Source organism: Chloroflexota bacterium (genome assembly GCA_014360805.1).
Classification (GTDB): domain Bacteria; phylum Chloroflexota; class Anaerolineae; order DTLA01; family DTLA01; genus DTLA01.
The window spans coordinates 1-22,739 of the sequence record JACIWU010000050.1 but is presented as its reverse complement, the minus strand read 5'-3'; the positions used below and the strand labels follow the sequence as shown (position 1 = coordinate 22,739).

Below are 22,739 nucleotides of genomic sequence, written 5' to 3'. Positions count from 1 at the left end.
GGTGTACCGCTTTGACGTTGTGGAGCAAGCCCCGCTCAACGAGTGGCTGGGCCAGCGCAATGGCGTGCCCGAGAACAGGCGACTCATCGCGCCCGCGGTCTTCGTCGGGGATGACTTTCTGGTGGGCGAGGAGGTTACCTATGATGCCCTCTCGGGCCTGGTGGACAAGTACAGGGCCACGGGCGCGCCCGTCGTGTGGGACGGCTGGGATGCCGCGAGCCAACAGGCCAGCCAGGGCATCCTGGAACGCTTCAAGTCCTTCGGCGCGCTCACGGTGGCGGCCGCCGGTCTGGTGGACGGGCTGAACCCGTGCGCCTTCGCCACGATCGTGTTCTTCATCTCGTACCTGGCCTTTGTCGGGCGCAAGGGGAAGGACATCCTGTTCGTGGGCGCGGCCTTCACGCTGGGCGTGTTCCTCACCTACACGCTGGTGGGGTTCGGGCTGCTGAAGGCGGTGCAGGCGCTGCCGTTCATGGCCACCCTGGGCCGGTGGGTGTACCTGGCGGCGGGGGTGCTGGCGTTCGTGCTGGCGGTGCTGAGCGTCAACGACTTCCTGGCGGCGCGGCGCGGCAACCTGGACGAGATGCGCCTGAAATTGCCCACCGCCTGGCGCAAGCAGATCAACAAGGTCATCCGCGAGAGCAGCAGGGTGCGGGCGTTCGTGGCCGTGGCCTTCGCCACCGGATTCGTGGTCTCGCTGATTGAACTGGCGTGCACAGGGCAGGTGTACCTGCCCACGATTCTGTTCGTCATGAGCGTGCCTTCCATGCGCGCGCGGGGCATCTCGTACCTGATGCTGTACAACGTCATGTTCATCCTGCCGCTGGTGGTGGTGTTCGGCCTGGCCTATGCCGGCACGTCGTCGCAGAGAATGGCGGCCTTCGTGAACCGTCAGACGGCCACGGTCAAACTCCTGACCGCCGCGATTTTCTTCGTCCTGGCCGTGTGGCTGCTGTATTCGGTGGTGTAGCATGGAGACGGTGCGGGGCTACTACCAGGATCCCTACTGCCGCGAGTGGACGGCGACGATCCTGCGCCGCCTGCCCGGCGCGGGGCGCGTGGGCCTGGTGCTGGATCGCACGTTCTTCTACCCGGGCGGAGGCGGCCAGCCCCCCGACGCCGGCACCATCGGCAGGCAGCGCCTGCTGGAGATCACCGAGGACGGCGACCTCGTGCACTGGGTCGCCGAAGATCCGGGCGCGGACACGGTGCGGTGCGCCCTGGACTGGCCGCGACGCCGGGATCACATGCAGCAGCACACTGGCCAGCACATCCTGTCGGCGGCCTTTGAGCGCGTGCTGGATGCCGACACGGTCTCCTTCCACCTGGGCGAGGACATGGTGTCCATTGACGTGGCGCGCGTCGGCCTGACCGACGACGACTTGCGCCGCGTGGAGCGGGCGGCCAACGAGGTGGTGATGGGCGACTTGCCGGTGGGCATTCGCTACTTTGAGTCGGGCCAGCCCATCCCGCTGCCGCTCCGCAAGCCGCCCGCCGTGGAGGGCACGGTGCGCATCGTGGCCGTGGAGGGGGTGGACTACTCGCCGTGCGGGGGAACGCATTGCGCGCGCACCGGCGAGGTGGGCCTCATCAAGATTGTGCGCGCCGAACGTCGGGGCCAGGAGACGCGCATCTACTTCCTGTGCGGGTGGCGCGCGCTGGAGGATTATCAGCGCAAGCACGCGATGGTCTCATCGTTGGCGGCGCACTTCACCGTGGCCGACGCCGAACTGGCCGACGCCGTGGGGCGGCTGGAGGACGAGGCGCGGGCGTTGCGCAAGGCGCTGGAGCATACGCAGGCGCGCGTGCTTGAACTGGAGGCGGCGCACCTGCTGGCCGGCGCGGAGCGCGTGGGCGACGTGCGCGTGGTGGCCCGCGTCTTTGACGACCGCAACGGCGAGGCGGTCAAGCGCCTGGCGCTCCACCTGGCCGCGCAGGGGCGCTGCGTGGCCCTGCTCGCGTCGCGCACCGACCGCGTGCAGGTGGCATTTGCGCGCTCCGACGATGTGGGCTACGATATGGCGGCGTTGTTGCGGCAGGTGGCGCCGATCTTCGGCGGGCGCGGAGGCGGCCAGCCGCAGATCGCGCAGGGCGGCGGAACCGATGCCGCGCGCATAGAAGAGGCCATCCGCCATGCGGTGAGTCTTCTGAAAGAAGGGTGGGGCTAATGCGCCAAATCGCGGCCAACGTGTACGTGCATACAACCTCTACCGGCGTGAACGTGGGGGCTATCCTCACGTCGCAGGGCCTGGTGTACATAGACGCGCCGATGATGCCCGAGGAGGCGCGGGCCTGGCGTCAGAACCTGGCCGAACTCGCCGGCGCCGAGCCCCTGTATCTCATCAACACCGACTACCACGGGGGGCACGCCGTGGGCAATCCCATCCTCGGCGGCACCATCGTGGCCCACGAGGCCATGTGGAAGCACCTCACCGGCATGAGCGAGTCGTACCGCCAGAAGATTCTGGACAAGTGGCAGAAAGACTATCCCGCCGAGTTCGCCGAGATCAAGACCCTGGCGTTCAGCCGGCCGGAACTGACGTTCCTGGGGCGGATGACGCTGTACTGCGGCGATACGACCTTGCAGTTGATCCACGTGGGCGGGCACACGCCAGCCACGACGATGGTCTACCTGCCCGAATTGCGCATCCTGTTCACCGGCGACACGCTGGTGCTGAATCGCTACCCCTACCTGGGCGACGCCAACACGAAAGAGTGGCTGGACGCCCTCACCCTCATCCGTCGGCTGGATCCGGTTACCGTGGTGCCCGGGCACGGCGACCTGTGCGACTCCAAGGCGACGGAACCCCTCTCGGCCTACATCCGCGCCATCCGCTCGGGCGTGCGGCAGTTCTTCAAGAGCAGCAAGAGCAAGTCCGAGACCATCAGCAAACTGCGCAAGCAAGACTGGGTGCTGTACCCGACGGCCGACAAGGCGGGGCTGGACGTGCTCATCAAGACGAACATCAGCCGCGTGTACGACGAGATGAAGGCCGAAGCGCGGAAGAAGCAGGGCTAGGCGTCGGCCCGGCGGGCGGCGGGGGCATTTCGTGGCCGCGCGCCGCCGGCGGGGATTTGGGTTCGCGCAACCCCCCTTGACGGGCCGGAGAGGCGTGGTATAATGTGAGTAGTGGCGTGCGGTGCGCGCGCGGGAATGGGGCCGCACCACGTGCCATTCCGCGCATGTCAAGCGCCGCGCCGTTAGCCCTCCTGCCGTGGGTATGCAAAGGAAATGAGATCGCATATCAAGTCCAAACACCGCGTCGCCCAGTACGGCGAGGTTCTGACGCCGAAAAACATCGTCAACGCCATGCTGGACCTGGTCAAAGATGAGACCGAGCGGATTGACTCGCGTTTCTTAGAGCCGGCCTGCGGGACAGGCAATTTCCTGCTGGAAATCCTGGAACGTAAGTTGAGGGTTGTTGAGAAGCGTTACCGCAGGAGCCAAATTGAATACGAGCGCTACGCCATCCTGGCTGTGTCTTCCATCTACGGTGTTGAACTGCTGAAAGACAATGTGGAAGAATGCCGGGAACGGCTGTTTCAAGTATTTGATGCGGCTTACACCCGACTTTTCAAGAACAAAGCCAAAGAGCAATGCCGGGAAGCGGCGCGCTATATTCTCAAACGCAACATTATCCATGGCGATGCCCTTTCCCTCAAAACCGTAGGAGAGAATCCCCAGCCCATCGTTTTTTCCGAATGGTCACTCGTCAACGGCAGCATGATCAAGCGACGGGATTTTGCGTTCCACGAACTGGTGAATCATGGTTCGATGCGGCAACTTCCACTTTTCTCGGACGCAGGGGAGGAAGTGTTCATCCCCGAGCCGGTGAAAGAGTATCCGCTCGTGCATTTTCTTGAGGTGGCCCATGCCTACGATGACTAGTCACAACCCCGATGTGCTCTCGTGTCTGGCAAACCTCTCCAGCGATGAGGTCTTCACCCCGCCGAACATCGTCAACCAGATGCTGGACCTCTTGCCGTCGGAACTCTGGCGCGACCCGAACGCGACGTTTCTCGACCCCTGCTGCAAGTCGGGCGTTTTCCTGCGCGAGATCGCCCGGCGGCTCGACAAGGGGCTGGAAGCGCAAATCCCCGACCGGCAGGAGCGCATCAACCACATCATGAAGCACCAGTTGTTCGGCATTGCCATCACCGAACTGACCGGACTCCTTTCGCGCCGCTCGGTCTACTGTTCCAAGATTGCTAACGGTAAATATTCGGTCTGCACTGCGTTCGATGACCCGCAGGGCAACATTCGCTACCGCCGCATCGAGCACTCGTGGCAGGATGGGCGCTGTAGCTATTGCGGAGCAAGCCAGGCGAACTATGATCGCGGCGAGGAACTGGAAACCCACGCCTACGAATTTATCCACACCGAAAATCCAGAGGAGATTTTTGATATGAAATTTGATGTCATCATTGGCAATCCGCCGTATCAGTTGAGTGATGCAGGATTTGGTCGCAGCGCATCACCGATTTATCATAGATTTGTTGAACAAGCGAAAAAATTAAACCCCCGCTATCTGGTGATGATTATTCCATCGCGTTGGTTTGCGGGTGGAAAAGGATTAGATAAATTCCGTCAGGAGATGCTCAACGACGATCGCTTAAGAAAATTAGTGGATTTTGAGAATGCGGCAGAGGTTTTCCCGGGTGTTGATGTAGCTGGTGGTGTTTGTTATTTCCTATGGGAACGAGATTCACATGGGTTATGCGAAGTAACCAATTTCTACAATGGAGAAAAGATAGTTGCACAAAGGCCACTAAATGAGTTTCCAACATTCATTAGAGATAGCCGAGCAATTCCAATTGTTAGAAAAATACTTGCCAGGGAGAAAGACAAGCCGCGTTTGAGTGAAAGGGTTTTGCCCTCAAAACCATTTGGCATTCGCGGACACTATACACCGCGAGACAAAGGCATTCCATGCTGGTTCAAACAGCGAATTGGCTTGAAATATGCTAACCCAGATGATGTAAAAGATGACAACAAAATACTCAATAAATGGAAGTTGCTGATTCCGAGAGCTCCTATCGCTGGACAAACAGATTTCTCAAAACCAATTGCCTTTTATTACGAAGCAAATACACGAATAGCCAAACCAGGTGAATGTTGCACAGAGACATATTTGGTGGCATGTGCTTTTGATACCAAAGCAGAAGTAGTTTCATTCAAAACTTATCTGTTCACAAAGATTGTAAGGTTCCTATTGCTTCAATCTGTTATTTCCCAAGACGTTACAAGAGAAAACTTTTATTTTGTACCAGATCTTGGAAAATACGAAGGTGAATATACAGATACCCAGCTACGCAAACGGTGGGGAATTACTCAGGAGGAATGGGAGTTTATTGACTCCAAGATATGCAACATGGAGCCAGATCATGAGTAAGGACTTCTTCCCGCAACGGCCTGAGGTACAGCCCAAAATCTACGCGTACGAGGATACCCATCCGCAGTACGCTGGCCTGCTCAAGGTGGGCTACACCACCAAGGATGTCCGGGAGCGGGTGGCGGCGCAGTACCCAACGCGCCGGCCTGGCCCGCCGCCCTACCGTATCGTCCTTGAAGAGCCGGCTATGCGTAATGACGGCACGGTTTTTACCGACCGCGATGTGCATCGCATGCTGCGCATCAACGGAATTAAGAATCCTGAGGGGGAATGGTTCCGCTGTACCGTGGAGCAGGTAAAAGCGGCGATCATCGCCGTGCGGGAAGGGCAACTGTTTGAAGAACAGCGCTCGTTAAACTTCAAGATGCGGCCGGAACAGGAAGCTGCAGTTGAAAAAACGATGGCGTATTTCAAAGCCTATCGGCGTGAGAACGACAAGCCGCCGCATTTCCTATGGAACTGTAAGATGCGCTTCGGCAAGACCTTTGCCGCTTACCAACTGGCCAAGAGAATGGGCTGGAAGAAGATACTCGTTCTGACCTTCAAGCCTGCAGTTCAGAGCGCCTGGGAAGAAGATTTGCGTTGTCATGTGGATTTTCAAGGCTGGCAGTTCATCGCCAGCAAGGACGTGCCGCCACAGGGCGACCCAAAATATAACAAGAGAAATCCGGTCGTATGCTTTGGATCCTTTCAGGACTACTTGGGACGCAACCCCTCAACCAACGGCATCAAGACCAAGAACGAGTGGGTGCATGCTACGCACTGGGATTGCGTGATTTTTGACGAATACCATTACGGCGCCTGGCGCGAAAAGGCCAAGGAACTGTTTGAGGCGGAAGACGAAAGAGAGCGCAAATTCGCCGAAGGCGAGGGTTTGGAGTACTTTGACGAAGACATCCTGCCCATCACCTCCGACCATTATCTTTACCTTTCTGGGACGCCTTTTCGGGCCATTGCCACCGGCGAGTTCATTGAAGAACAGATTTACAACTGGACCTATTCGGACGAACAAAAGGCCAAAGAGGAATGGCAAGGGCCTGACAACCCCTACGCGGCCCTGCCGCGGATGGTGCTGATGACCTATCAGTTGCCGGATGCCATTCGGGAAGTCGCCATGCAGGGCGAGTTTAATGAATTCGACCTCAACGAATTCTTCCGCGCCGAGGGCGTAGGCGACAAGGCAAAGTTCAAGTATGAAGACGAGGTGCAGAAGTGGCTAGACCTGATTCGTGGCGCGTATCTTCCCACCAGCATAGATAATCTCAAACTCGGCGCGCAGAAGCCGCCCCTTCCTTTTTCCGATGTCAGGCTTTTGAACGTGCTCTCCCATACATTGTGGTTCTTGCCCAGCGTCGCTTCTTGCTACGCCATGCGCAATTTACTTGCAAAACGGCAGAACCGCTTCTATCACGACTATAAGGTCATCGTTGCCGCGGGAGCTTCGGCAGGTATCGGAGTCCAGGCTTTGCCGCCAGTGCTGGAGGCAATGGACGATCCCCTCAAGACGAAAACCATCACGCTCACCTGTGGCAAACTGACGACCGGGGTCACGGTCCGCCCGTGGACGGGAATCTTTATGCTGCGCAATTCTTCCAGCCCGGAGACCTATTTTCAGGCCGCCTTTCGCGTGCAAAGCCCGTGGGTCATAAGAAATCCCGATGGAGCATCACCCAATGAGGAGTTGATCCTCAAAAAGGAATGCTATATTTTCGACTTCGCCCCCGATCGCGCCTTGCGGCAGATTGCGGACTACAGTTGTCGTCTGAATGTAAATGAAGACGATCCGGAAAAGAAAGTGGAGGAATTCATCCATTTCCTGCCGGTGCTGGCCTACGACGGCAGTTCCATGAAGCAGATCGACGCCGCCGGTGTTCTGGACATGGCCATGAGCGGGACCACGGCGACCCTGTTGGCGAGGCGTTGGGAGAGCGCCCTGCTGGTGAATGTGGACAACGATACCCTGCGGCGGCTTATGGCCAATGAGCAGGCCATGAAAGCCCTGATGAGCATTGAAGGATTCCGGAACCTCAACCAGGACATCGAGACCATCATCAACAAATCCGAAGCGGTGAAAAAGGTAAAGAGAGAGGCTAATGACCGGGAACTCTCCGCTACGGAGAAAAAGGAACTGACAGAGGAAGAAAAGGAATACAAAAGCCTCAGAAAGAAGATTCAGGAGAAACTCATCAAGTTCGCTACACGGATACCCGTTTTCATGTACCTGACGGATTATCGGGAAAGAACCCTCAGAGATGTCATTACCCAACTGGAACCAGGCTTGTTCAAGAAGGTAACCGGTCTGACAGTCAAAGACTTTGAACTACTGGTCAGTCTGGGGGTCTTCAACAGCGCTCTTATGAACGATGCGGTCTACAAGTTCAAGAGGTACGAAGATCCGAGCCTCGTTTACACGGGCATCAACCGGCATGAAGGTGAAGACATCGGACTTTACGATACGGTCTTGCGCCGTTCGGAATATGAGGCGACATTCGTTAACGAGGAGAAATAGACTCGCAAAAACGTGAAATATTCGGGCTGATAACCGTTTCAGTGAACGCTGCGCATCTCCCCGCGGCCACCACCCCGCGCGGCGGGCGTCAGCGCGGGGGTCAGGCGCTCGCCTCAACGCCCCGCCGCCGTGCCCGAATCGCGCACACGTCAAACAGCCCCCCGGCGACGCGCGCGACGCCATCCTCCCAGACGCATTCCGCCGCCCGGCCGTCCAGGCGCACCTCCGGGCACGCGGCCAGCCCGTGGATCACGACCTCCACCCCGGCATACGGGGGCCGGAACGCCCCCTCCCGATGCCAGCGGATGGCCCAGCCGTCCGCCGTCGCCCCCGTGGCGAAGCGGCTGACCCGGAACACGCCCCGCTTGTGCGCCCAGCCGTCGCCCTCGTCCTCGTACAGCAGGCTCTCGCCCGCGCCGGGGAACACGTGGAGCGTGAGCGGGTCGGGCGGCCGCTCGCCCACGTACTGCATCACGGGCCAGTTGGGGACCACCGACCCCGCGCGCGCGAATAGCGGCAGCCGGTGGAGCGGCACGTCCACGGCCACCGTCGTCGGCCCGTCATGCGCCTGCCCGCTCCAGAAGTCGTACCAGCGGCCTTCGGGAAGATACACTTGGCGGCCCGTCGCCCCCTCCTCCAACACCGGCGCGACCAGCAGCGCATCGCCGAACAGGAACTCGTCGTCCAGGCCGTGGGCCGCGTCATCGCGCGGGAACGCCAGAAACAGCGGGCGCATCATGGGCAGGCCCGTCTGCGCGCACTGCCAGAAGGCCGTGTAGATGTAGGGCAGCATCCGATACCGCAACTCTATGGCCGCACGGTTCAGGCTCTCGTAGGGCTCGCCGTGCACCCACGGCTCCTGATCCTTCGTCCAAACGGCGGTGTGGTTGCGGAAAAAGGGCGTGAAGACGCTCAACTGATTCCAGCGCACCAGCAACTCCGGCGAGGGGCTGCCGCTGAACCCGCCGGTGTCAGGCCCCGTGAACGCCACGCCCGACAGTCCCAGCGTCAGCACCATGGGGATCACATTGGCCAGGGACGGCCAGTCCGAGCGATTGTCGCCCGTCCAGTGGCTGCCGTAGCGTTGCAGGCCCGCCCACCCCGACCGCGAGATGACCAGCGTCCGCCGTTCGGGGCGCAGTCGGCGAAGGCCCTCGCACGACGCGCGCACCATCAGCAAGCCATAGACGTTGTGCGCTTGGCGGAAGTCGGCCCCATGCCCCTCCCACGCGAACCGCACGCAGTCGGGCATGGTCTCCGGGCCTGCGCCGAAGATGGCCGGCTCGTTCATGTCGTTCCAGAAGCCATCCAGCCCCACATCCAGCAGGGCCTTGTACTGCTCGCCCCACCAGGCGCGCGCGTCGGGGCTGGTGAAATCCGGGAAGTAGCATAGCCCCGGCCACACCGGCCCCTTGAACCGCGACCCGTCGGGATACTTGCAGAACACATCCCGCGCCAGCCCCGACCGGCACACATGGTAGTTATGGTCGGCCTTGATGCCCGGATCCACCATGCCCACCACCTTGAAGCCGCGCTCGTGCAGGTGGCGCACCAGGCCTGGCGGGTCGGGGAAGCGCTCAGGATGCCACGTGAAGCAGCGGTAGCCGTCCATGTAGTGGATGTCCAGGTGGATGGCGTCGCAGGGGATGCGCCGCTGGCGGAATTCGCGGGCGATTTCGCGCACGCGCGCGTCGGGATAGTAACTCCAGCGGTTCTGGTGGTAGCCCAGCGTCCACAGCGGCGGGAGTTCCATGCGTCCCGTCAGTTCCGTGTACTGGCGCAGCACGTCGGCGGGCGCGGGGCCGGCAAAGAAGTAGTAGCGCAGTTCGCCGCCCTCGGCCTCCAGACCGAGCACGTCGGGCCGAGACGCGCCCACGTCGGCCACGGCGCGGTAGGAGTTGTCAAAGAAGACGCCGCACGCCAGGCCGTCGCGCAGCACGAGGTAGAATGGGATGCTCATGTATAGCGGGTCATCACCCGGGCCGTAGCCGTTGCAGTCAAAGTTGTACAGGCTCATGCGAAGCCCTCGCTTGTCCAGCGGCAGGGCCTTCTCGCCGAAGCCGTACACGTGCGCGTCGGCGGGGAGTGCGCGGGACAAGGCCACCCGCTCGCCCGTCCACGACATGGGTTCGGCGTCCGCATCCAGCAGGCGGCCGTCCGGCGTCAGAAAGCGAACGGCCGCATCGGCCTTGCTCACTTCCACGCGCAGCGACGGCGTGCGCATGACGATGGCGGCGGGCGTCTCGTCCACGGAGATGGCGCAGCCGGGCCACTCCCCATCCTCGCGGGCCAGCGCGTAAGAGAACGGCGGCGGGAAGTTGCGGTCGGGCCGCAGCCGCACGCGGACGATGTCCGGCGATAGGGCGGTGATCTGCACGTCGGCGCGGTCGCATGTCAGGGTCAGCGCGGCGCCCTGCGCCTGCCACGAGCGAACGGCGCCGGGCGATGTCCGCGGGGCCTGCGCCTGGCGCATGGCGGCGAAGCGGCGGCAGCCCCACCCCTTGCGCAGCGGGTAGAGCGCCGCCTGCACGACGACGCCGAACCCCAGCGTTGCGATGGAGCGCAGCAAGCGAACCGCGGGCAACTCGCGTTGGCGTTCGGACATGGCATTCCTCCCGTTGGTGCGGTCTCGCGGGGATAATACCACGGCGCGGGCATGCGGGGCAAAAGGAACACGCGCGCCGTTCCCCCTCTCGCCGGGAGAGGGGACACAGCCGCGCCCGGGCGTGCGCCCCTCACCCTAGCCCTCTCCCGGAGGGAGAGGGAACACCCCCGCGCGCGGACGCTAGCCCACCCCCAATAGCGCGGGCAAATCGGCCACCGAATCCAGCACCCAGTCGGGGCGCGCGTCGCCCTGCGTCTGCCCCAGCGCGTACTCCCCCGTCTTCACCAACACCGACCGAACCCCGAAATCGCTGGCCCCTCGGATGTCCGACGACAGCCGGTCGCCCACGACGATCACCTCATCCTTCGCCAGGCCCATCGTCGCCAGCGTCATGGCGAATACATACGGGCTGGGCTTGCCCACGTACACCGCCTGCACGCCCGACGCCCGTTCCAGCATCAGCGCCCACGCCCCCACGTTCAACTCCACATCGCCCAGGCTCGCATCCAGCAGTTCCGGCGACATGGCCACGAGTTTGGCCCCGCGCAGCAACAGGCGCAGAGCCTTGTTCAATGTGTCAAAATTGAAACGGCTGCGGTTGTCCCCGATGACGATGTATTCGGGGTTGTCCTCGTCCTGGACGAAGTCCTGGAACTCCTCCCGCCCTGCCCCATCCAGCATGACCCAGCACGAGCGCGGATGGAGCGTGCGCAGATAGGCCGCCGTAGCCGACGACGCCGTGATGATCTCGTCGGGCGAGACGCGAAAGCCCATCTGGTTCAGGCGTTCCGCGCGGCTGCGACGGCTGTGCAGCGTGCTGTTGGACAGGAACCGCAGGACAAGTCCCGCGTCCCGCAGCGCCTGCACTGCCTCAATGGCCCCAGGGTAAACCCTGCCCTGGAACTGGAGCACGCCATCAATGTCCAGGATGACGCCCTTGACGCCACGCGCCTCGCCGCCCCTAATGCGCGCCATACTCCTCCAAGATACCGTAGCCGCCCGTCGGCGAGTCACGGAACAAGCCGATTTCCGGCGTCTGGTACGTGAAGAGAATGAACACCAGCGCCAGCAGGATGGGCAGGATCGCGGCAGCCCGCCCCACGGCGTGGGATGCGAACAGCAGCCGGTAACTCGCGTACTGGCCGAGGGCGACGGCTACGATGAAAATCACGATGTCCAGCGGCAGGAAACTCTCGCCCAGGATTGCCGTGTATGCGTAGAACAGGCCCACGATGACCGCCGGCATCACCGCGATACCCACTCCCTTGGCCGCCCAGAAGCGCGGCATGTGGGAGCCGAAGGCGACATACTCGGCCAGCGCGAACGCCACCGCTGGCCAGAACGCCAGTTTCAGGTGCTCCCAGAGGCTCTCGTTGACGGCGGCAAGCCAGCCGATGGGTCGCCAGTAGCCCGACCATGCGAATGCGAAGTGCAGCGCAGACCCCGCCAGGAGGATGAAAAGAATGCCGGCAAGTTTCCACCTGCGCGCGACCTCTTGGGACATCGCACCCACCCATCCGCTCCGAACCCGCCCGCGCCTGCTAAATCTCCACACCCAGGAACGTGCGCATAACGAGGCCTACCACGAAACTGAAGGCCGCCACGCCCAGGCTCAACCCCGCCATCTCCACAAATCGCCTTCGGAAAGGCTCATCCTTGGCCACGGAGATGTAGTAGTTGAACAGGGCGATGATGAGCACGGCCAGGGCCAGCGAACACGCCAGGCACACATAGTAGTTCGTCGCCACCAGGTACGGAAGGATGAGCAGCAGCACGGTCATCAGGTAGGCGACGCCCGTGTAGAGCGAGGCCCGCAGGGGGTTCTTGACCGTCTTCTCGGCCTTGGTGGACAGGTACTCGGAGGCCGCCATGGACAGCGCGGCGGCGATGCCCGTGATGGAGCCGGTCATGGCGATCAGTTTGGTGTTCTGGAGCGCCAGGGTCAGGCCCGCCAGCGCGCCGGTGAGTTCCACCAGCGCGTCGCTCAGGCCCAGCACCATGGAGCCGGTGTAGCGCAGGCGCTCCTCGTCCAGCATTTGGAGCAGCGCGCTCTCGTGTTGTTCCTCCTCGTCGGCGATGATCGCGGCCTCGGGGGTGGCGTCCTTCAGCCGCCCGTAGTTCTCGAGGGCATCCTTCTCGCCTCGCTCCATCAGTTTGACGCCAAAGGTAAAGCCGAAGATGCGGCCGATCCAGTAGTACTTCCACACACGCAGGCGATCGGGTTGCACGTCCTGCTGGGTGTGCTTGCGCCACTCGCGGTAATGGCGCAACTCGTCGGCGGCGATGCGCTCCAGCACGCGCCGATTCTCAGGCTCGCGCAGCGTCGTGGCCAGGCGGCTATAGATGTGGTGCTCGGTGATTTCGTTCCGCTGGTATTCCAGCAGCATCTGGACGGTTGACTCCGGGAGGGTCATGGTCCCAACTCCTGATTGGGAATGCGGACTCGCACCGACGGACTGCGAGCCGCGTCGGCGCAGGACATGGAAAGCCATTCCGCTGCGCAAGGCGGGATGGCGGATGGAAGGAGCACTCCCTTTGCGGCGGGCCGCTAGGCGCTCGGGCGCGTGTAGGTCGGGCGGGCGGGCGCTACCTTCGCGCCGATGATCTCGCCTTCGCCGGGCGGCGGGAAGTAGGCCAGTTCATCCGCGCCCATGTCCAGGAGCACCTTCTCCACGCGCTCGCGCGTCCATTCCCGCAGCCGCACCAGCACGACCACATCCCCCGGCTTGAAGGGGCTGGCGGCCTGCTCCACCCGCTGCTTCGGCTTGCGGATGCCGAGGACCTCCATCAGGGGCCGTGCGTACTTGCGTTCCTCCGCCGGGGTGATGGGGATCACCTGCAGGTCGCGGGGAGCCACGCCCATGGCCAGCAGGCGCTCGCCGGCAGCCTGCCCTTTCTGGGCGTCGTGGAACAGCCCGCGCACTACGCCAGGGATGTTGCCGTAAATCTCTCGGAACTCCTGCGCCATGTTCCTCGCTCCTTCCGGGGGCGGTGAAGTTGACGTCCACGGTGAGATTCGGAACTGGAACAGGCCGGGACGATGCGTCAGCCCCCGGTTGCAGTCTATTCTAGCATGAAAAGCCGCCGCGCGTCAAGGGCCACCCAGCACACGCTCGGTTCTATACTTATGCTGGTGCTCCAGGTGCGACGCACTTCCGGAAGTGCGTCGCACCTGGAGCCATGCCGCGACTAGCAGAGTTTGGAACCGAGTCCCGGCACGAGCACGCTCCCCCCGCATCCCCAGTCGCCATCGTCCAGCACCACGCACAGCGCGGCGCTGACCAGCAGGTCGTCGTGGCCCGCCGCTTCGGGCACACCCCAGCGGATGCGCTGGCCTGGCCCAGGCAGGTACTCCACCTGGGCGGTTTCCGCCTGCGCCCAGAAGTCGCGCCGCAGGGCGTCCAATGTGGCGAAACGCGCCTCGCCGCCTTCCGCGTGGTCCCGGAAGCGCCCCGCATCGCAGGCCGCCATGAACCGCCAGCCGATGTCGGATTTCCGGGCCGCCGTGAAGACGACGGGGATGACCCGCTCGCCCAACGCCGACCGCAGCAAGTCCGTCAGGCCAGCGCCCACGCCGGTGGCGTCGGCGACGATGGCGCATGGGCTCCAAGCCTCGGCCAGCGCCAGAATCTGTCCATACAGCGTGCGGTGATCCACCCCAACCCACGCCCTGCGGTGGACCACGCGATACACCGGCAGGCTCACATCGTCGTCGGCGTCCACGGCCACGATGGTGAGAGCGGTGGCGTCGCGCTCGCGCGAGGCGTATGGCCTGCTGTCGGCCACGGGCGGCGCGCTGTGTGGTTCCGCAACGCTGTCATCGCCGATGGCGGGGCCGCCGAAGTCCAGCAGGAACGCGTACGCGCATTCCATCTGGGGCGCGAGATGGGGCGGGTGGCTGCCCTGCATGAGGGCGCGGCGTTCGGGCGGAAACATCCCCGCGCCTGCGTCCAGTTCCTCCAAGAAGTACTGGGTGCGGATGAGCGGGTGCGTGCGGCCCATACGCGCCACTTCTTTCTCCAGGTGCGCGGCGTAGGCGGGCAGTTCCGCGGCGACCACGTCGGCTGGGACGAGGAACACGCGCCGAACGCCGTCGCGGGACTCCTGGGCGCGCAGTTCGCGGATTACCCGCGCCAGCAGCGTGTGACGGGTCCAGGCCGTGCCGTAGAAGACGGTGGTAACGTTGGCCGACGCGCCCATGGGGGCGAACTCCTTGTCCCACTTGTCGGCGTCCACGTCCTGCGCCTCGTCGCATTCCAGGAGGATGCTGGCGGTCTGGCCCACCACGTTGGCTTCGGGGTGGGCGCTCAGGAAGACGGCACGGGCCTTGCCCAGGGCCAGCGTGTTGCCGTGCTCGCGAACGGCGCGACCGCGGGTCAGCGGGTTCTCCAGCAGGGCGGCCAGGCGCTCCAGGCTCACGACGGCCTGCGGCGCGAAGGTAGGCGCGGCCTTGACCAGTGTCCCGCCGACGCCCGCGTGTAGCGCCAGCAGGTACGCTTCCACCTGGGCCGAGAGTTCGTTCTTGCCCGCCTGGCGGCTCATCATGACGGCGAAGGTGAGGCCGCGGCGGCGCAGGACGCTATCCACGATGGCCTGGGCAGGCGCCAACTGGTAGGCGCGCAACGGCCGCGCCAGAATGTGGCGGCTGAACAAATCTACACGGCGCAGGATCGCGCCCAGGGCCCAAAGGCGCAACGCACGGCGGTGGGTCATCGCATGCCTCCTCTGTCGTCTCGCGCAGCCTACGCGGGGTCCGAAGGGTTGACAAGTGCGAGACGCATCCGCAACCCCGAACGGGCGTGTCCCTTCGGCAACGCGCCCGTAGCCCTTCGGTTCGGCCCCGTCTTGTGTTGGCGGCCAAGGCGCGACCAACAGCCTTTGGAACCGAGCCTAGTCCTTCTGTCCTATTGACCGCGCGGGCCGCGTAGGGTACAATGTGGGTGCAAGCGCGCGATGCGTATGTTTTTCGGCTGCATGCTATGCATTCATTGCAATCGGCGCGCTTCGCAATCGCCAGAGCGCGAGGTATTATTATGTTTATCCGTGTTATTTTCTCGCGTCCGGCGCGGTCGGCTGCAGCGCTGGCTTTGTTCGGACTTATTGCGCTTGTCCTCACCGCAACTATCGTCTTGGCCGGGGGGCCTCAAGGCCCCGTGCTGGTCACGCCTCAGCCCGAGACCTGGCAGGCGGGCGAGACATCGGTCTCGGACCTCAGCCCCCAGGAGCAGGTGGCCCTCTTGGGCGTTCCTGCCCGCGTCCTGGAGCAAGAGCGCATCCTGAGCCTGATGACCGCGCGGCGTCGGCCCGCCGACTACACCTACCCGCCAAGCCTGGACTGGCGGAATGTAGGCGGCCAGGACTTCACCACGCTCATCCGCAACCAGAGTTCGTGTGGCTCGTGCGTGGCATTCGGCACCGTCGGAGCCATAGAGGCGCGGCTGGAAGTGGCGGCGGGCAACCCCAACCTGAACCCCAACCTGTCGGAGGGGCACCTGTTCTACTGCGGCTGCGGCCCCTGCTGCGAGGTGGGCTGGTCCCCCAGCGCCGCGCTAAACTTCGCCCGCGACGTGGGCATCGTGGACGAGGCCTGCGCGCCCTATAGCCCCATCAACCAGTCCTGCAACCTGTGCGCCGATTGGCCGTCGCGGGTTACGCGCATCGCCGGATGGGCAGGCGTGAGCGGGGCGCAGGACATCAAGGAAGTGCTGGCCGATGGCGGGCCGGTCGTCGCCACGATGAACGTGTACCAGGACTTCTACTCCTACGTGGGCGGCGTCTATCGGCATACCTGGGGCGGCCTGCTGGGCGGACACGCCGTGGTGCTGGTCGGGTACGATGACGCGGGCGGCTACTGGATCGCCAAGAACTCCTGGGGCACCGGCTGGGGCGAAAGCGGCTGGTTCCGCATCGCCTATGGCGAGTGCGAGATAGACGACTACGCCTACGTGCCAGTGGTGCTCCCGTCCACGACGCCCACGCCCACCTTTACGCCCGGGCCTACCGCGACGAGCACGCCTACGCGCACGCCGACCCCGACCCCGACGTATACCGCCACGCCCGGGCCCACGCGCACGCCAACCGCCACCCGCACCCCCACCGCGACGCCCACGGCCACGCCGACCGCCACGCCCCTGCCGCCGCTCCATACCGTACGGTTCACGGCCCGGTACGCGTCGGGCTACTACATGACCTACAGCGCGTACTACGTGCTGGATGACGGCAGGCCGCAATTCCTGGGCACGGTGAGTCTCTCGCGCGAGTGGGAATTCACGGCGCATTTCAATTCCATCTGGGTCTTCCTGACCACGTCGGCGGGGACGTTGTACGAGCAGAACCTGTACGTGGACGGGGAGCGCGTGGCCTGTGGCGTCCTGAGCAGTGATGGGCTGATCTGGCCGGGTGGGCGGTGCGACGAGCCACCGACGCCTACCCCGACGCCTACGCGCACCCATACGCCCAGCCCAACGCCCACGGCGACCCGCACACCCACGGTTACCCGGACGCCTACGGCGACCCGCACGCCCACCTGGACGCCCACGGCCACCCGCACACCCACGCCCGCGCCACCGCTCCATACCGTGCGGTTCACGGCCCGTTACGTTTCGGGCTACTACCAGACGCGCAGCATCTTCTACGAGTTGGACGGCGGCTCGCCGCGATTCCTGGGCACGGTTACGCTCTACGCCAACTACACGCTGACGGCGAACTTCAACGAGATCCGCGTGTTCGTGTCCAGCGGTTGGGGTTCCCTGTACGGGGAGTTGTTCGTGAACGGGGAGCGCGTAGCGTGCGGCGTCATCGGGCTGGAGGGGCTGCGCTGGCCCGGGGGCGCCTGCCCGTAGGGCAGACCTGCGCGCCTCCCGACGCCCCGGGCGATCGGGTTCCACCGCGGAGGACGCCGCGCCGCCACCCCTCACCCTGGCCCTCTCCAGGCGGGAGAGGGAACGACGCGTGCCTGCCCGAGGCTAAAGCCGTCGGGCTAAATGGACAAAGCCCTGCGGGCTATCCCCAGCCCCGAAGGGGGCTTGGCCCGTTCAGCGCGGGGGTTCACCCCCGCGCGTCGCCACGCTGCCCAACGCTGAAGCATCGGGCTGGTGGGCCAAGCCCTGCGGGCTATCCCCAGCCCCGAAGGGGCTTGGTTCGTTCAGCGCGGGGGTTCAGCCCCGCGCGTCGCCACGCTGCCCAACGCTGAAGCATCGGGCTGGTGGGCCAAGCCCTGCGGGCTATCGTCAGCCCCCGAAGGGGCTTTGTTCTTTCAGCGCGGGGGTTCAGCCCCGCGCGTCGCCCCTCACCCTAGCCCTCTCCCGGCGGCAGAGGGGACGACACCCCGCGCGGGCATGCTGACCTCACCCCCCTCGTTCCGCCTCTCCGCCAGCGGAGCCTGCTCAGATGGCTATCCGGGTTGTTAAGGTGCCGGTGTGAATATACAAGAGAGAAGGGGCCGGGCTGGGGTGGGGATGGGTGAGGTAAACGCCGCCGCGCGTCGGGTAAGCGGGGGGCTGGGTGGGGAAGGGTGAGGTGAACCCCGCTCGTCCCCAAGCCGAAATGCGCTCCAGCGCCGTTTGACAGAAACGGGTTTGTCCTGTATACTTAGCGATGCAAAATAATCTCGCCGGCACGGTGCGGGCGCACAAATGGCCGGCAACCCTGCCAGGAGCGTACACCTTGGAGGATTCCGACGTCGCGCGGTTTGAAGAAATGGTCGCCCTGCTGGTATGGAGGCAGCGCAGGCGGTTTGCGGAAACCCTGAGCGCCCTCGGCCTGACCATGCCCCAGTTCCTGGCGCTCATGTTCATCCAGGCGCATGGCGGCAGCGTGGCCATCGGGACTCTGGCCGAGGCGACGGAACAGTGCTCGGCCACCATGACCGGCATCGTGGACCGCCTGGCGAGCACCGGGCTGGTGGAGCGCCGCCGCGACCCCAACGACCGCCGTTCGGTCATCGTGTCGCTCACCGCCGAGGGCGAGGCGCTGCTGGAGCGCGCGCGGGCGCAGCGCATGGAACGCACGCGCCAGTTGCTCGCGCACTTCACCCCCGAGGAGCGGGCCGACATCACGCGCTACCTGGAACGCTACCTGGACGTGCTGGCCCGCGAATCCGAGGGCGCCGATCCCTGCACCCTGTAGCCGTCCCCATGCGGCAGCACGGCACGAATGCGGGCGCCCGTCTCACTCGCCCAGGATGGCCCGCAACAGCGGAAGCGCGGCCTGGGCGGCGCGCGCCCGATGGGAGATTTGGTTCTTGACCGCAGGCTCCAATTCGGCCATGGTGCGCCCGCGCTCCACGACGTAGAACACCGGGTCGTAGCCAAACCCGTAACTGCCGCGGGGAAGCATGGTGATGAGGCCCTCGCAAGTCCCCTCCACCGTGAACAACACCCCGTCCGGTGCGGCCACGGCGATGGTGCAGCGGAACCGCGCCGTGCGCCCCTCCGGTGGAATCTCGCTCAGGCGCGACAGCAGCAGTTCGTACCGCTCTCGGTCGCTCCGACCCGCGCCCGAATACCGCGCCGAGCGCACGCCCGGATCGCCGCCCAGCGCGTCCACCTCTAGCCCGGAATCGTCGGCCAGGGTCAGTTGCCCCGTGAGGCGCGCGAAGAACCGCGCCTTCAGTCGCGCGTTGTCCGCGAATCCCGCGTGGCCCTCTTGGGGTTCATCGCGCACGCCCAGGTCGGCCAGGCTGGTGAACTGCACGGGCAGGCCCGCGAGCAGTTCCTCGTATTCTCGCAGTTTGCCTCGGTTGTGGGTCGCCACGACAAGCACGCGCAAGGCCCCACTCCGCTCACCGTTCGCGCCGATGTCGCCTAGCGCACCCTTCGGAGTTCAAACACCAGGGGGTTCTCGGCATCCGGGCAGGCATGGGTGGCCACGTCCTTGTCCTCAAGCCAGGGGAAAGTGGCCCCGTACATCATCGCAAACGCTTTCGGTATCAGCGAGTAGAGCGCGTGGAAGCAAATGTTGCCATGCACGCCGCTCTCGTCCATGACGATCTGGTCGCCCACCTTGTGGCCCATGGCGCACCGGCCCTCCTGGCGTATCACCGTGCAGATGATTCTGTACGACCCTGGCGCTTCTGCCATCCGCTTCTTCCTCCTACTCATCTAAACGTGCGATTCACCGCTGGTCCGCCGACTCCCAGGGCAGCCGCACGAAGAACGTGAACCGCCCCGCGTTCGCCGCCCGCACAGGCCGCCCGCCGATTGTGGTCTGCTGAAATTGCGAGTCCTCCAGGGCGTGGGCAGCGCCCGCGAGTTCCTCCATGATCGCCGGAACCAGCGGAGACGGCCCATGCCCGGGGAACAGCAAATCTACATCCGGCGCCATCTCCGCCAGCAATCGCAGCGTCCCCTGGTACTCGGCCAGGCTCACGCCATCGCCGATGCCCTGGAGCGGGCGGTCGGTGATGGTGTCGCCCGTGAACAAGAGGCGGCTGCCCTCGTCCAGCAGGCAGACGCTCCCCGCCGTGTGGCCGGGCGTGTGCAACACCTCCAGCGCCCTCCCGCCCAGGTCTATCGTCTCCCCGCCGGCCAGCCGATGCGTCGGTTCGGGCACCTGGGGGGCGTACCGCTCCATGGAGAACCCGTCCGGGAACGGCTCGGGGAAGTCGGCCTGGGTGGCCAGTTCGCGGAAGCGGCGGGCGGTCTCCCCGACTTCGGCCAGGGATTCGCGCCGATGCAGGAACGCCGTCGCGAAGTGCGCGTTGCCGCCCACGTGGTCCAGATGGGCGTGCGTGTTGACAAGGAGCACCGGCAAATCCGTGAGGCCCTGGACCACCTGGCCGATGTCGCCGATGCCAAAGCCGGAATCCACCAGGACGGCCCAGTCGTCGCCCTGAATCAGGTATGCGTGCACCATGCCGCCCTCGGTGATGCGGTGGACGCCTGGCGCAACCAGCGCGGTCTCAAACCACAAGGGAACGCCTCCTCTGCATGCGAATCATCGCGACAGACACCCCCCGCGCGCCAAATCAGTAGAGCACGCGGAGCACGTAGGGCGCGTTGGGGTGCGCGTCGCTGTAGGGATAGACCAAGATGTAGTACTCCGTGGCGATGGGCGCGTTGAAGTAGATGTACTCGTCCACGCCGTTCCCGTACCGATCCGATTTCGCCACGTACTGATTGCCGCCCGTCGCGCCCGCCAGGAACAGGTAGATGTCGTAATCCCCGCTCGGCGGCACGTCAAGGGTGATGTCTATCGGCCCGGGCGCGGCCTTCACCAGGTAGAACCAGTCGTAGTCCATCATGCTGGCCAGGAACCCCACGTACCTCTGGCCCGAGACCACCGGCCCGTAGGCCTGCGCCTGGAAGTTGTTGGGTTCGTACTCGTCGGTGCGCGAGCAGGCGATGGCCGGCAGGCGCAGCCGCCGCGCAGGCCCCGGCGGGGACGTTGGGGTGGGCGTGGGCGAAGGCCCGGGCGTGGCCGTGGGCGTCGCCGTGAGCGTTTCCGTTGCCGTGGGGGTGGGCGTGGCCGTCGCCGTCGGCGTCGGGGTGTCGGTGGGTGTGGGCGAAGGCCCGGGCGTGAACGTAGGCGTGCGCGTGGCCGTGGGCGTCGCCGTCATCGTGGGCGTGCGCGTAGGGGTGGCGGTGGGTGTGCGCGTCTGCGTAAGCGTGGCCGTCGCCGATGGGGTCCCCGTCCTCGTGCTCGTGGGCGAGGCCGCGGGCGTGTTCGTGCGCGTCGGCGTCGCCGTAGGTGTGCGCGTGGGCGTCGGGGTGGCTGTCGCCGTCCCGGTCCGCGTGGCCGTTGGGGTCGTCGTCGCCGTCGCCGTGGGCGTGCGAGTGCGAGTGGGCGTAGGCGTCGCGGTGAGGGTTCGCGTCGGGGTGGCGGTGGGCGTGCGGGTGCGGGTGGGCGTGGGCGTGGGCGTGAAAGTCGGGACGGTGCCCGAGATGAGAATCTCGCCGTCGCGAATCTGCACCGGGATGTGCTCGCCGAAGTTGTTGAGCATCTGCACGCGGCTGAGGATGACGTCGGAGCGGCCCGGCGCTACGGCCGCGAACGTGATCAGAATCATGTCGTCGCTGCCGGTGAACGCGGATCCGAGAAGCGCCTGCTCGTAGGTGATCACGCCTGTCGCGTTGTCGGCGATGTTGATGATCGGGTTGGACGGATACGCCGATGCCGACCACAGCGGCCCCGGCTCTACTTGAATCCCTGGCAGGCTCGTGTTGGCGTCCACAACCTGGATTTTTGTGGGGTCAAAGAGGATGGTAACCGCCGCGCCCTGCAGGTTGGTGATGTCCTCAACCCACACCCGCGCCAGGGCGGTCTCTCCGGGGGCCACCGTCTGCGTATCGGGCAGGATCATGACCATGGGCTGCTGGGCCTCGGGGTCAGGCGAAACCGCAGCCCTCACCGCCGCTCCCAGAGCGAGGATGCACAAGAGAGTTGCCGCCCCAGCGATAACCCAGCGCCTTGCCAATTCAACGCCTCCTCGCCCAATCTAACGCGGAAAGCCCGCTTGAGGTACTACGCAATCGGCGGCGCGAAGACCGCCAGAATCTCCACTGGTTCCGCGCCCGTGTTTTCCAGGCGATGCTCGTGCCCCGGCGGCGCGTAGAAGCAGAACCCGGGGCCAAAGGGGACCGGCGTATCGCCCAAGTAGCAGACGCCCGTCCCCCGGAGGATGTAGAAGGTCTCGGATGAGGAGGTATGGACATGGGGTGGAATCTGCTGGCCCACCTCCACGCGCACACGACTGACGTTGAGCGCGGGGTTGACGGTGCCGGGGACCAGCACTTTCATTTGCAGCCCCTCATAGCGGGGGTGAGGCCCCCAGGGGACATCGTTCTCGTTCACGGCGTTGGCTGCCATTGTGGGTGTCCTCCCTGTCGCGATTTGGCCCATTATAGAACGCGCGCGTGGGCGTGTCAATCGGCGCTCCGCGCCCCCTACTGTTCCCCATTCGCGTGGATTCGCGCCATTCGCGGTTACAGGAGTCATCCACGAATAACACGAATTGACACGAATGGGGGATACAAAAGTAGACACGTAGGGCGGCTTTCCATCGCCGCCGGGGGCTACGCTCCGTTCCTTATTCGCGTGGATTGGCGTTATTCGCGGTTACAGCGGCGTTGGAAGCCTGCCCTACGGTCGCTGTGCGGCCCCACCTGCGACGCACCTCGGAGGTGCGTCGCAGGTTTGCGCGCTTGCTATCCGCGGCCCGCGGGTCGCCCCTACGCGCTGCGCCCCTTCGCACAGGTGCCAAGGTGCGACGCACTTCCGGAAGTGCGTCGCA

Annotated in this window: 19 protein-coding genes; 8 read left to right on the top strand and 11 right to left on the bottom strand. The window is 64.5% G+C overall.

The window, feature by feature from the left end; all coding sequences use genetic code 11:
* From H5T65_09565 to H5T65_09540, 6 genes are all read left to right on the top strand, one after another.
* Positions 1-970: hypothetical protein (locus H5T65_09565; GenBank protein ID MBC7259483.1), on the top strand; the 970-nt coding region annotated here is incomplete at its 5' end.
* A gap of 1 nt (position 971) precedes the next feature.
* Positions 972-2,168 carry an alanyl-tRNA editing protein gene (locus H5T65_09560; protein MBC7259482.1) on the top strand — a complete coding sequence of 399 codons (1,197 nt, stop codon included), beginning with the start codon at positions 972-974 and terminating at the stop codon, positions 2,166-2,168.
* Complete coding sequence (locus H5T65_09555) at positions 2,168-3,019, top strand: MBL fold metallo-hydrolase (protein MBC7259481.1); 852 nt, start codon at positions 2,168-2,170, stop codon at positions 3,017-3,019. The genes H5T65_09560 and H5T65_09555 overlap by 1 nt, the downstream gene beginning before the upstream one ends.
* A 213-nt stretch (positions 3,020-3,232) precedes the next feature.
* Positions 3,233-3,889 (top strand): N-6 DNA methylase, encoded by a 657-nt coding sequence (locus tag H5T65_09550; GenBank protein ID MBC7259480.1) that lies wholly within the window; start codon positions 3,233-3,235, stop codon positions 3,887-3,889.
* Positions 3,873-5,393 (top strand): Eco57I restriction-modification methylase domain-containing protein, encoded by a 1,521-nt coding sequence (locus H5T65_09545; GenBank protein ID MBC7259479.1) that lies wholly within the window; start codon positions 3,873-3,875, stop codon positions 5,391-5,393. The genes H5T65_09550 and H5T65_09545 overlap by 17 nt, the downstream gene beginning before the upstream one ends.
* Positions 5,386-7,902, top strand: coding sequence for a GIY-YIG nuclease family protein (locus H5T65_09540; protein MBC7259478.1), 2,517 nt, complete (start codon positions 5,386-5,388; stop codon positions 7,900-7,902). The genes H5T65_09545 and H5T65_09540 overlap by 8 nt, the downstream gene beginning before the upstream one ends.
* A gap of 100 nt (positions 7,903-8,002) precedes the next feature.
* Here H5T65_09540 and H5T65_09535 read toward each other — a convergent pair whose 3' ends face one another.
* From H5T65_09535 to H5T65_09510, 6 genes are all read right to left on the bottom strand, one after another.
* On the bottom strand, positions 8,003-10,507 hold the full coding sequence (locus H5T65_09535; GenBank protein ID MBC7259477.1) for a glycoside hydrolase family 31 protein: 2,505 nt from the start codon (positions 10,505-10,507) through the stop codon (positions 8,003-8,005).
* Between the two features lie 180 nt (positions 10,508-10,687).
* Positions 10,688-11,482: an HAD-IIA family hydrolase gene (locus tag H5T65_09530; protein MBC7259476.1), complete on the bottom strand. Its 795-nt coding sequence runs from the start codon at positions 11,480-11,482 to the stop codon at positions 10,688-10,690.
* On the bottom strand, positions 11,469-12,011 hold the full coding sequence (locus tag H5T65_09525) for a hypothetical protein (protein MBC7259475.1): 543 nt from the start codon (positions 12,009-12,011) through the stop codon (positions 11,469-11,471). The genes H5T65_09530 and H5T65_09525 overlap by 14 nt, the downstream gene beginning before the upstream one ends.
* A gap of 37 nt (positions 12,012-12,048) precedes the next feature.
* Positions 12,049-12,921 (bottom strand): VIT1/CCC1 transporter family protein, encoded by an 873-nt coding sequence (locus tag H5T65_09520; GenBank protein MBC7259474.1) that lies wholly within the window; start codon positions 12,919-12,921, stop codon positions 12,049-12,051.
* A 134-nt stretch (positions 12,922-13,055) separates the two neighbouring features.
* Entirely contained in the window at positions 13,056-13,475 is a 420-nt protein-coding gene (locus tag H5T65_09515) for a hypothetical protein (GenBank protein MBC7259473.1), read from the bottom strand.
* Positions 13,476-13,696: 221 nt separating this feature from the next.
* Positions 13,697-15,220: a hypothetical protein gene (locus H5T65_09510; protein ID MBC7259472.1), complete on the bottom strand. Its 1,524-nt coding sequence runs from the start codon at positions 15,218-15,220 to the stop codon at positions 13,697-13,699.
* Between the two features lie 440 nt (positions 15,221-15,660).
* Here H5T65_09510 and H5T65_09505 point away from each other — a divergent pair, with 440 nt between their 5' ends.
* Together H5T65_09505 and H5T65_09500 are read left to right on the top strand one after the other, a co-directional pair.
* Positions 15,661-17,349: a hypothetical protein gene (locus H5T65_09505; protein MBC7259471.1), complete on the top strand. Its 1,689-nt coding sequence runs from the start codon at positions 15,661-15,663 to the stop codon at positions 17,347-17,349.
* 856 nt (positions 17,350-18,205) lie between these two features.
* A complete protein-coding gene (locus H5T65_09500) occupies positions 18,206-18,634 on the top strand; it encodes a MarR family transcriptional regulator (GenBank protein ID MBC7259470.1) in 429 nt (142 codons plus the stop codon).
* A 42-nt stretch (positions 18,635-18,676) separates the two neighbouring features.
* Here the strand turns inward: H5T65_09500 and rdgB are convergent, their stop codons facing one another.
* From rdgB to H5T65_09475, 5 genes are all read right to left on the bottom strand, one after another.
* Positions 18,677-19,276 carry an RdgB/HAM1 family non-canonical purine NTP pyrophosphatase gene (gene rdgB / locus H5T65_09495; GenBank protein MBC7259469.1) on the bottom strand — a complete coding sequence of 200 codons (600 nt, stop codon included), beginning with the start codon at positions 19,274-19,276 and terminating at the stop codon, positions 18,677-18,679.
* Between the two features lie 35 nt (positions 19,277-19,311).
* Positions 19,312-19,587, bottom strand: a complete 276-nt coding sequence (locus H5T65_09490) for a TIGR04076 family protein (protein ID MBC7259468.1) — start codon at positions 19,585-19,587, stop codon at positions 19,312-19,314.
* A 34-nt stretch (positions 19,588-19,621) separates the two neighbouring features.
* Complete coding sequence (locus H5T65_09485; GenBank protein MBC7259467.1) at positions 19,622-20,419, bottom strand: MBL fold metallo-hydrolase; 798 nt, start codon at positions 20,417-20,419, stop codon at positions 19,622-19,624.
* Between the two features lie 55 nt (positions 20,420-20,474).
* The gene (locus H5T65_09480) at positions 20,475-21,857 is read right to left on the bottom strand and encodes a hypothetical protein (protein MBC7259466.1); all 1,383 of its coding nucleotides are present in this window, start codon (positions 21,855-21,857) and stop codon (positions 20,475-20,477) included.
* Positions 21,858-21,970: 113 nt separating this feature from the next.
* Positions 21,971-22,315, bottom strand: a complete 345-nt coding sequence (locus tag H5T65_09475) for a cupin domain-containing protein (protein MBC7259465.1) — start codon at positions 22,313-22,315, stop codon at positions 21,971-21,973.
* Between the last annotated feature and the right edge of the window lie 424 nt (positions 22,316-22,739).

Excerpts from the sequence above, each read along its gene's own strand:
- H5T65_09560 (MBC7259482.1), top strand. The coding sequence starts at position 972 with ATGGAGACGGTGCGGGGCTACTACCAGGATCCCTACTGCCGCGAGTGG.
- H5T65_09555 (MBC7259481.1), top strand. The coding sequence starts at position 2,168 with ATGCGCCAAATCGCGGCCAACGTGTACGTGCATACAACCTCTACCGGC.
- H5T65_09550 (MBC7259480.1), top strand. The coding sequence starts at position 3,233 with ATGAGATCGCATATCAAGTCCAAACACCGCGTCGCCCAGTACGGCGAG.
- H5T65_09545 (MBC7259479.1), top strand. The coding sequence starts at position 3,873 with ATGCCTACGATGACTAGTCACAACCCCGATGTGCTCTCGTGTCTGGCA.
- H5T65_09540 (MBC7259478.1), top strand. The coding sequence starts at position 5,386 with ATGAGTAAGGACTTCTTCCCGCAACGGCCTGAGGTACAGCCCAAAATC.
- H5T65_09535 (MBC7259477.1), bottom strand. The coding sequence starts at position 10,507 with ATGTCCGAACGCCAACGCGAGTTGCCCGCGGTTCGCTTGCTGCGCTCC.
- H5T65_09530 (MBC7259476.1), bottom strand. The coding sequence starts at position 11,482 with ATGGCGCGCATTAGGGGCGGCGAGGCGCGTGGCGTCAAGGGCGTCATC.
- H5T65_09525 (MBC7259475.1), bottom strand. The coding sequence starts at position 12,011 with ATGTCCCAAGAGGTCGCGCGCAGGTGGAAACTTGCCGGCATTCTTTTC.
- H5T65_09520 (MBC7259474.1), bottom strand. The coding sequence starts at position 12,921 with ATGACCCTCCCGGAGTCAACCGTCCAGATGCTGCTGGAATACCAGCGG.
- H5T65_09515 (MBC7259473.1), bottom strand. The coding sequence starts at position 13,475 with ATGGCGCAGGAGTTCCGAGAGATTTACGGCAACATCCCTGGCGTAGTG.
- H5T65_09510 (MBC7259472.1), bottom strand. The coding sequence starts at position 15,220 with ATGACCCACCGCCGTGCGTTGCGCCTTTGGGCCCTGGGCGCGATCCTG.
- H5T65_09500 (MBC7259470.1), top strand. The coding sequence starts at position 18,206 with ATGGTCGCCCTGCTGGTATGGAGGCAGCGCAGGCGGTTTGCGGAAACC.
- H5T65_09490 (MBC7259468.1), bottom strand. The coding sequence starts at position 19,587 with ATGGCAGAAGCGCCAGGGTCGTACAGAATCATCTGCACGGTGATACGC.
- H5T65_09475 (MBC7259465.1), bottom strand. The coding sequence starts at position 22,315 with ATGGCAGCCAACGCCGTGAACGAGAACGATGTCCCCTGGGGGCCTCAC.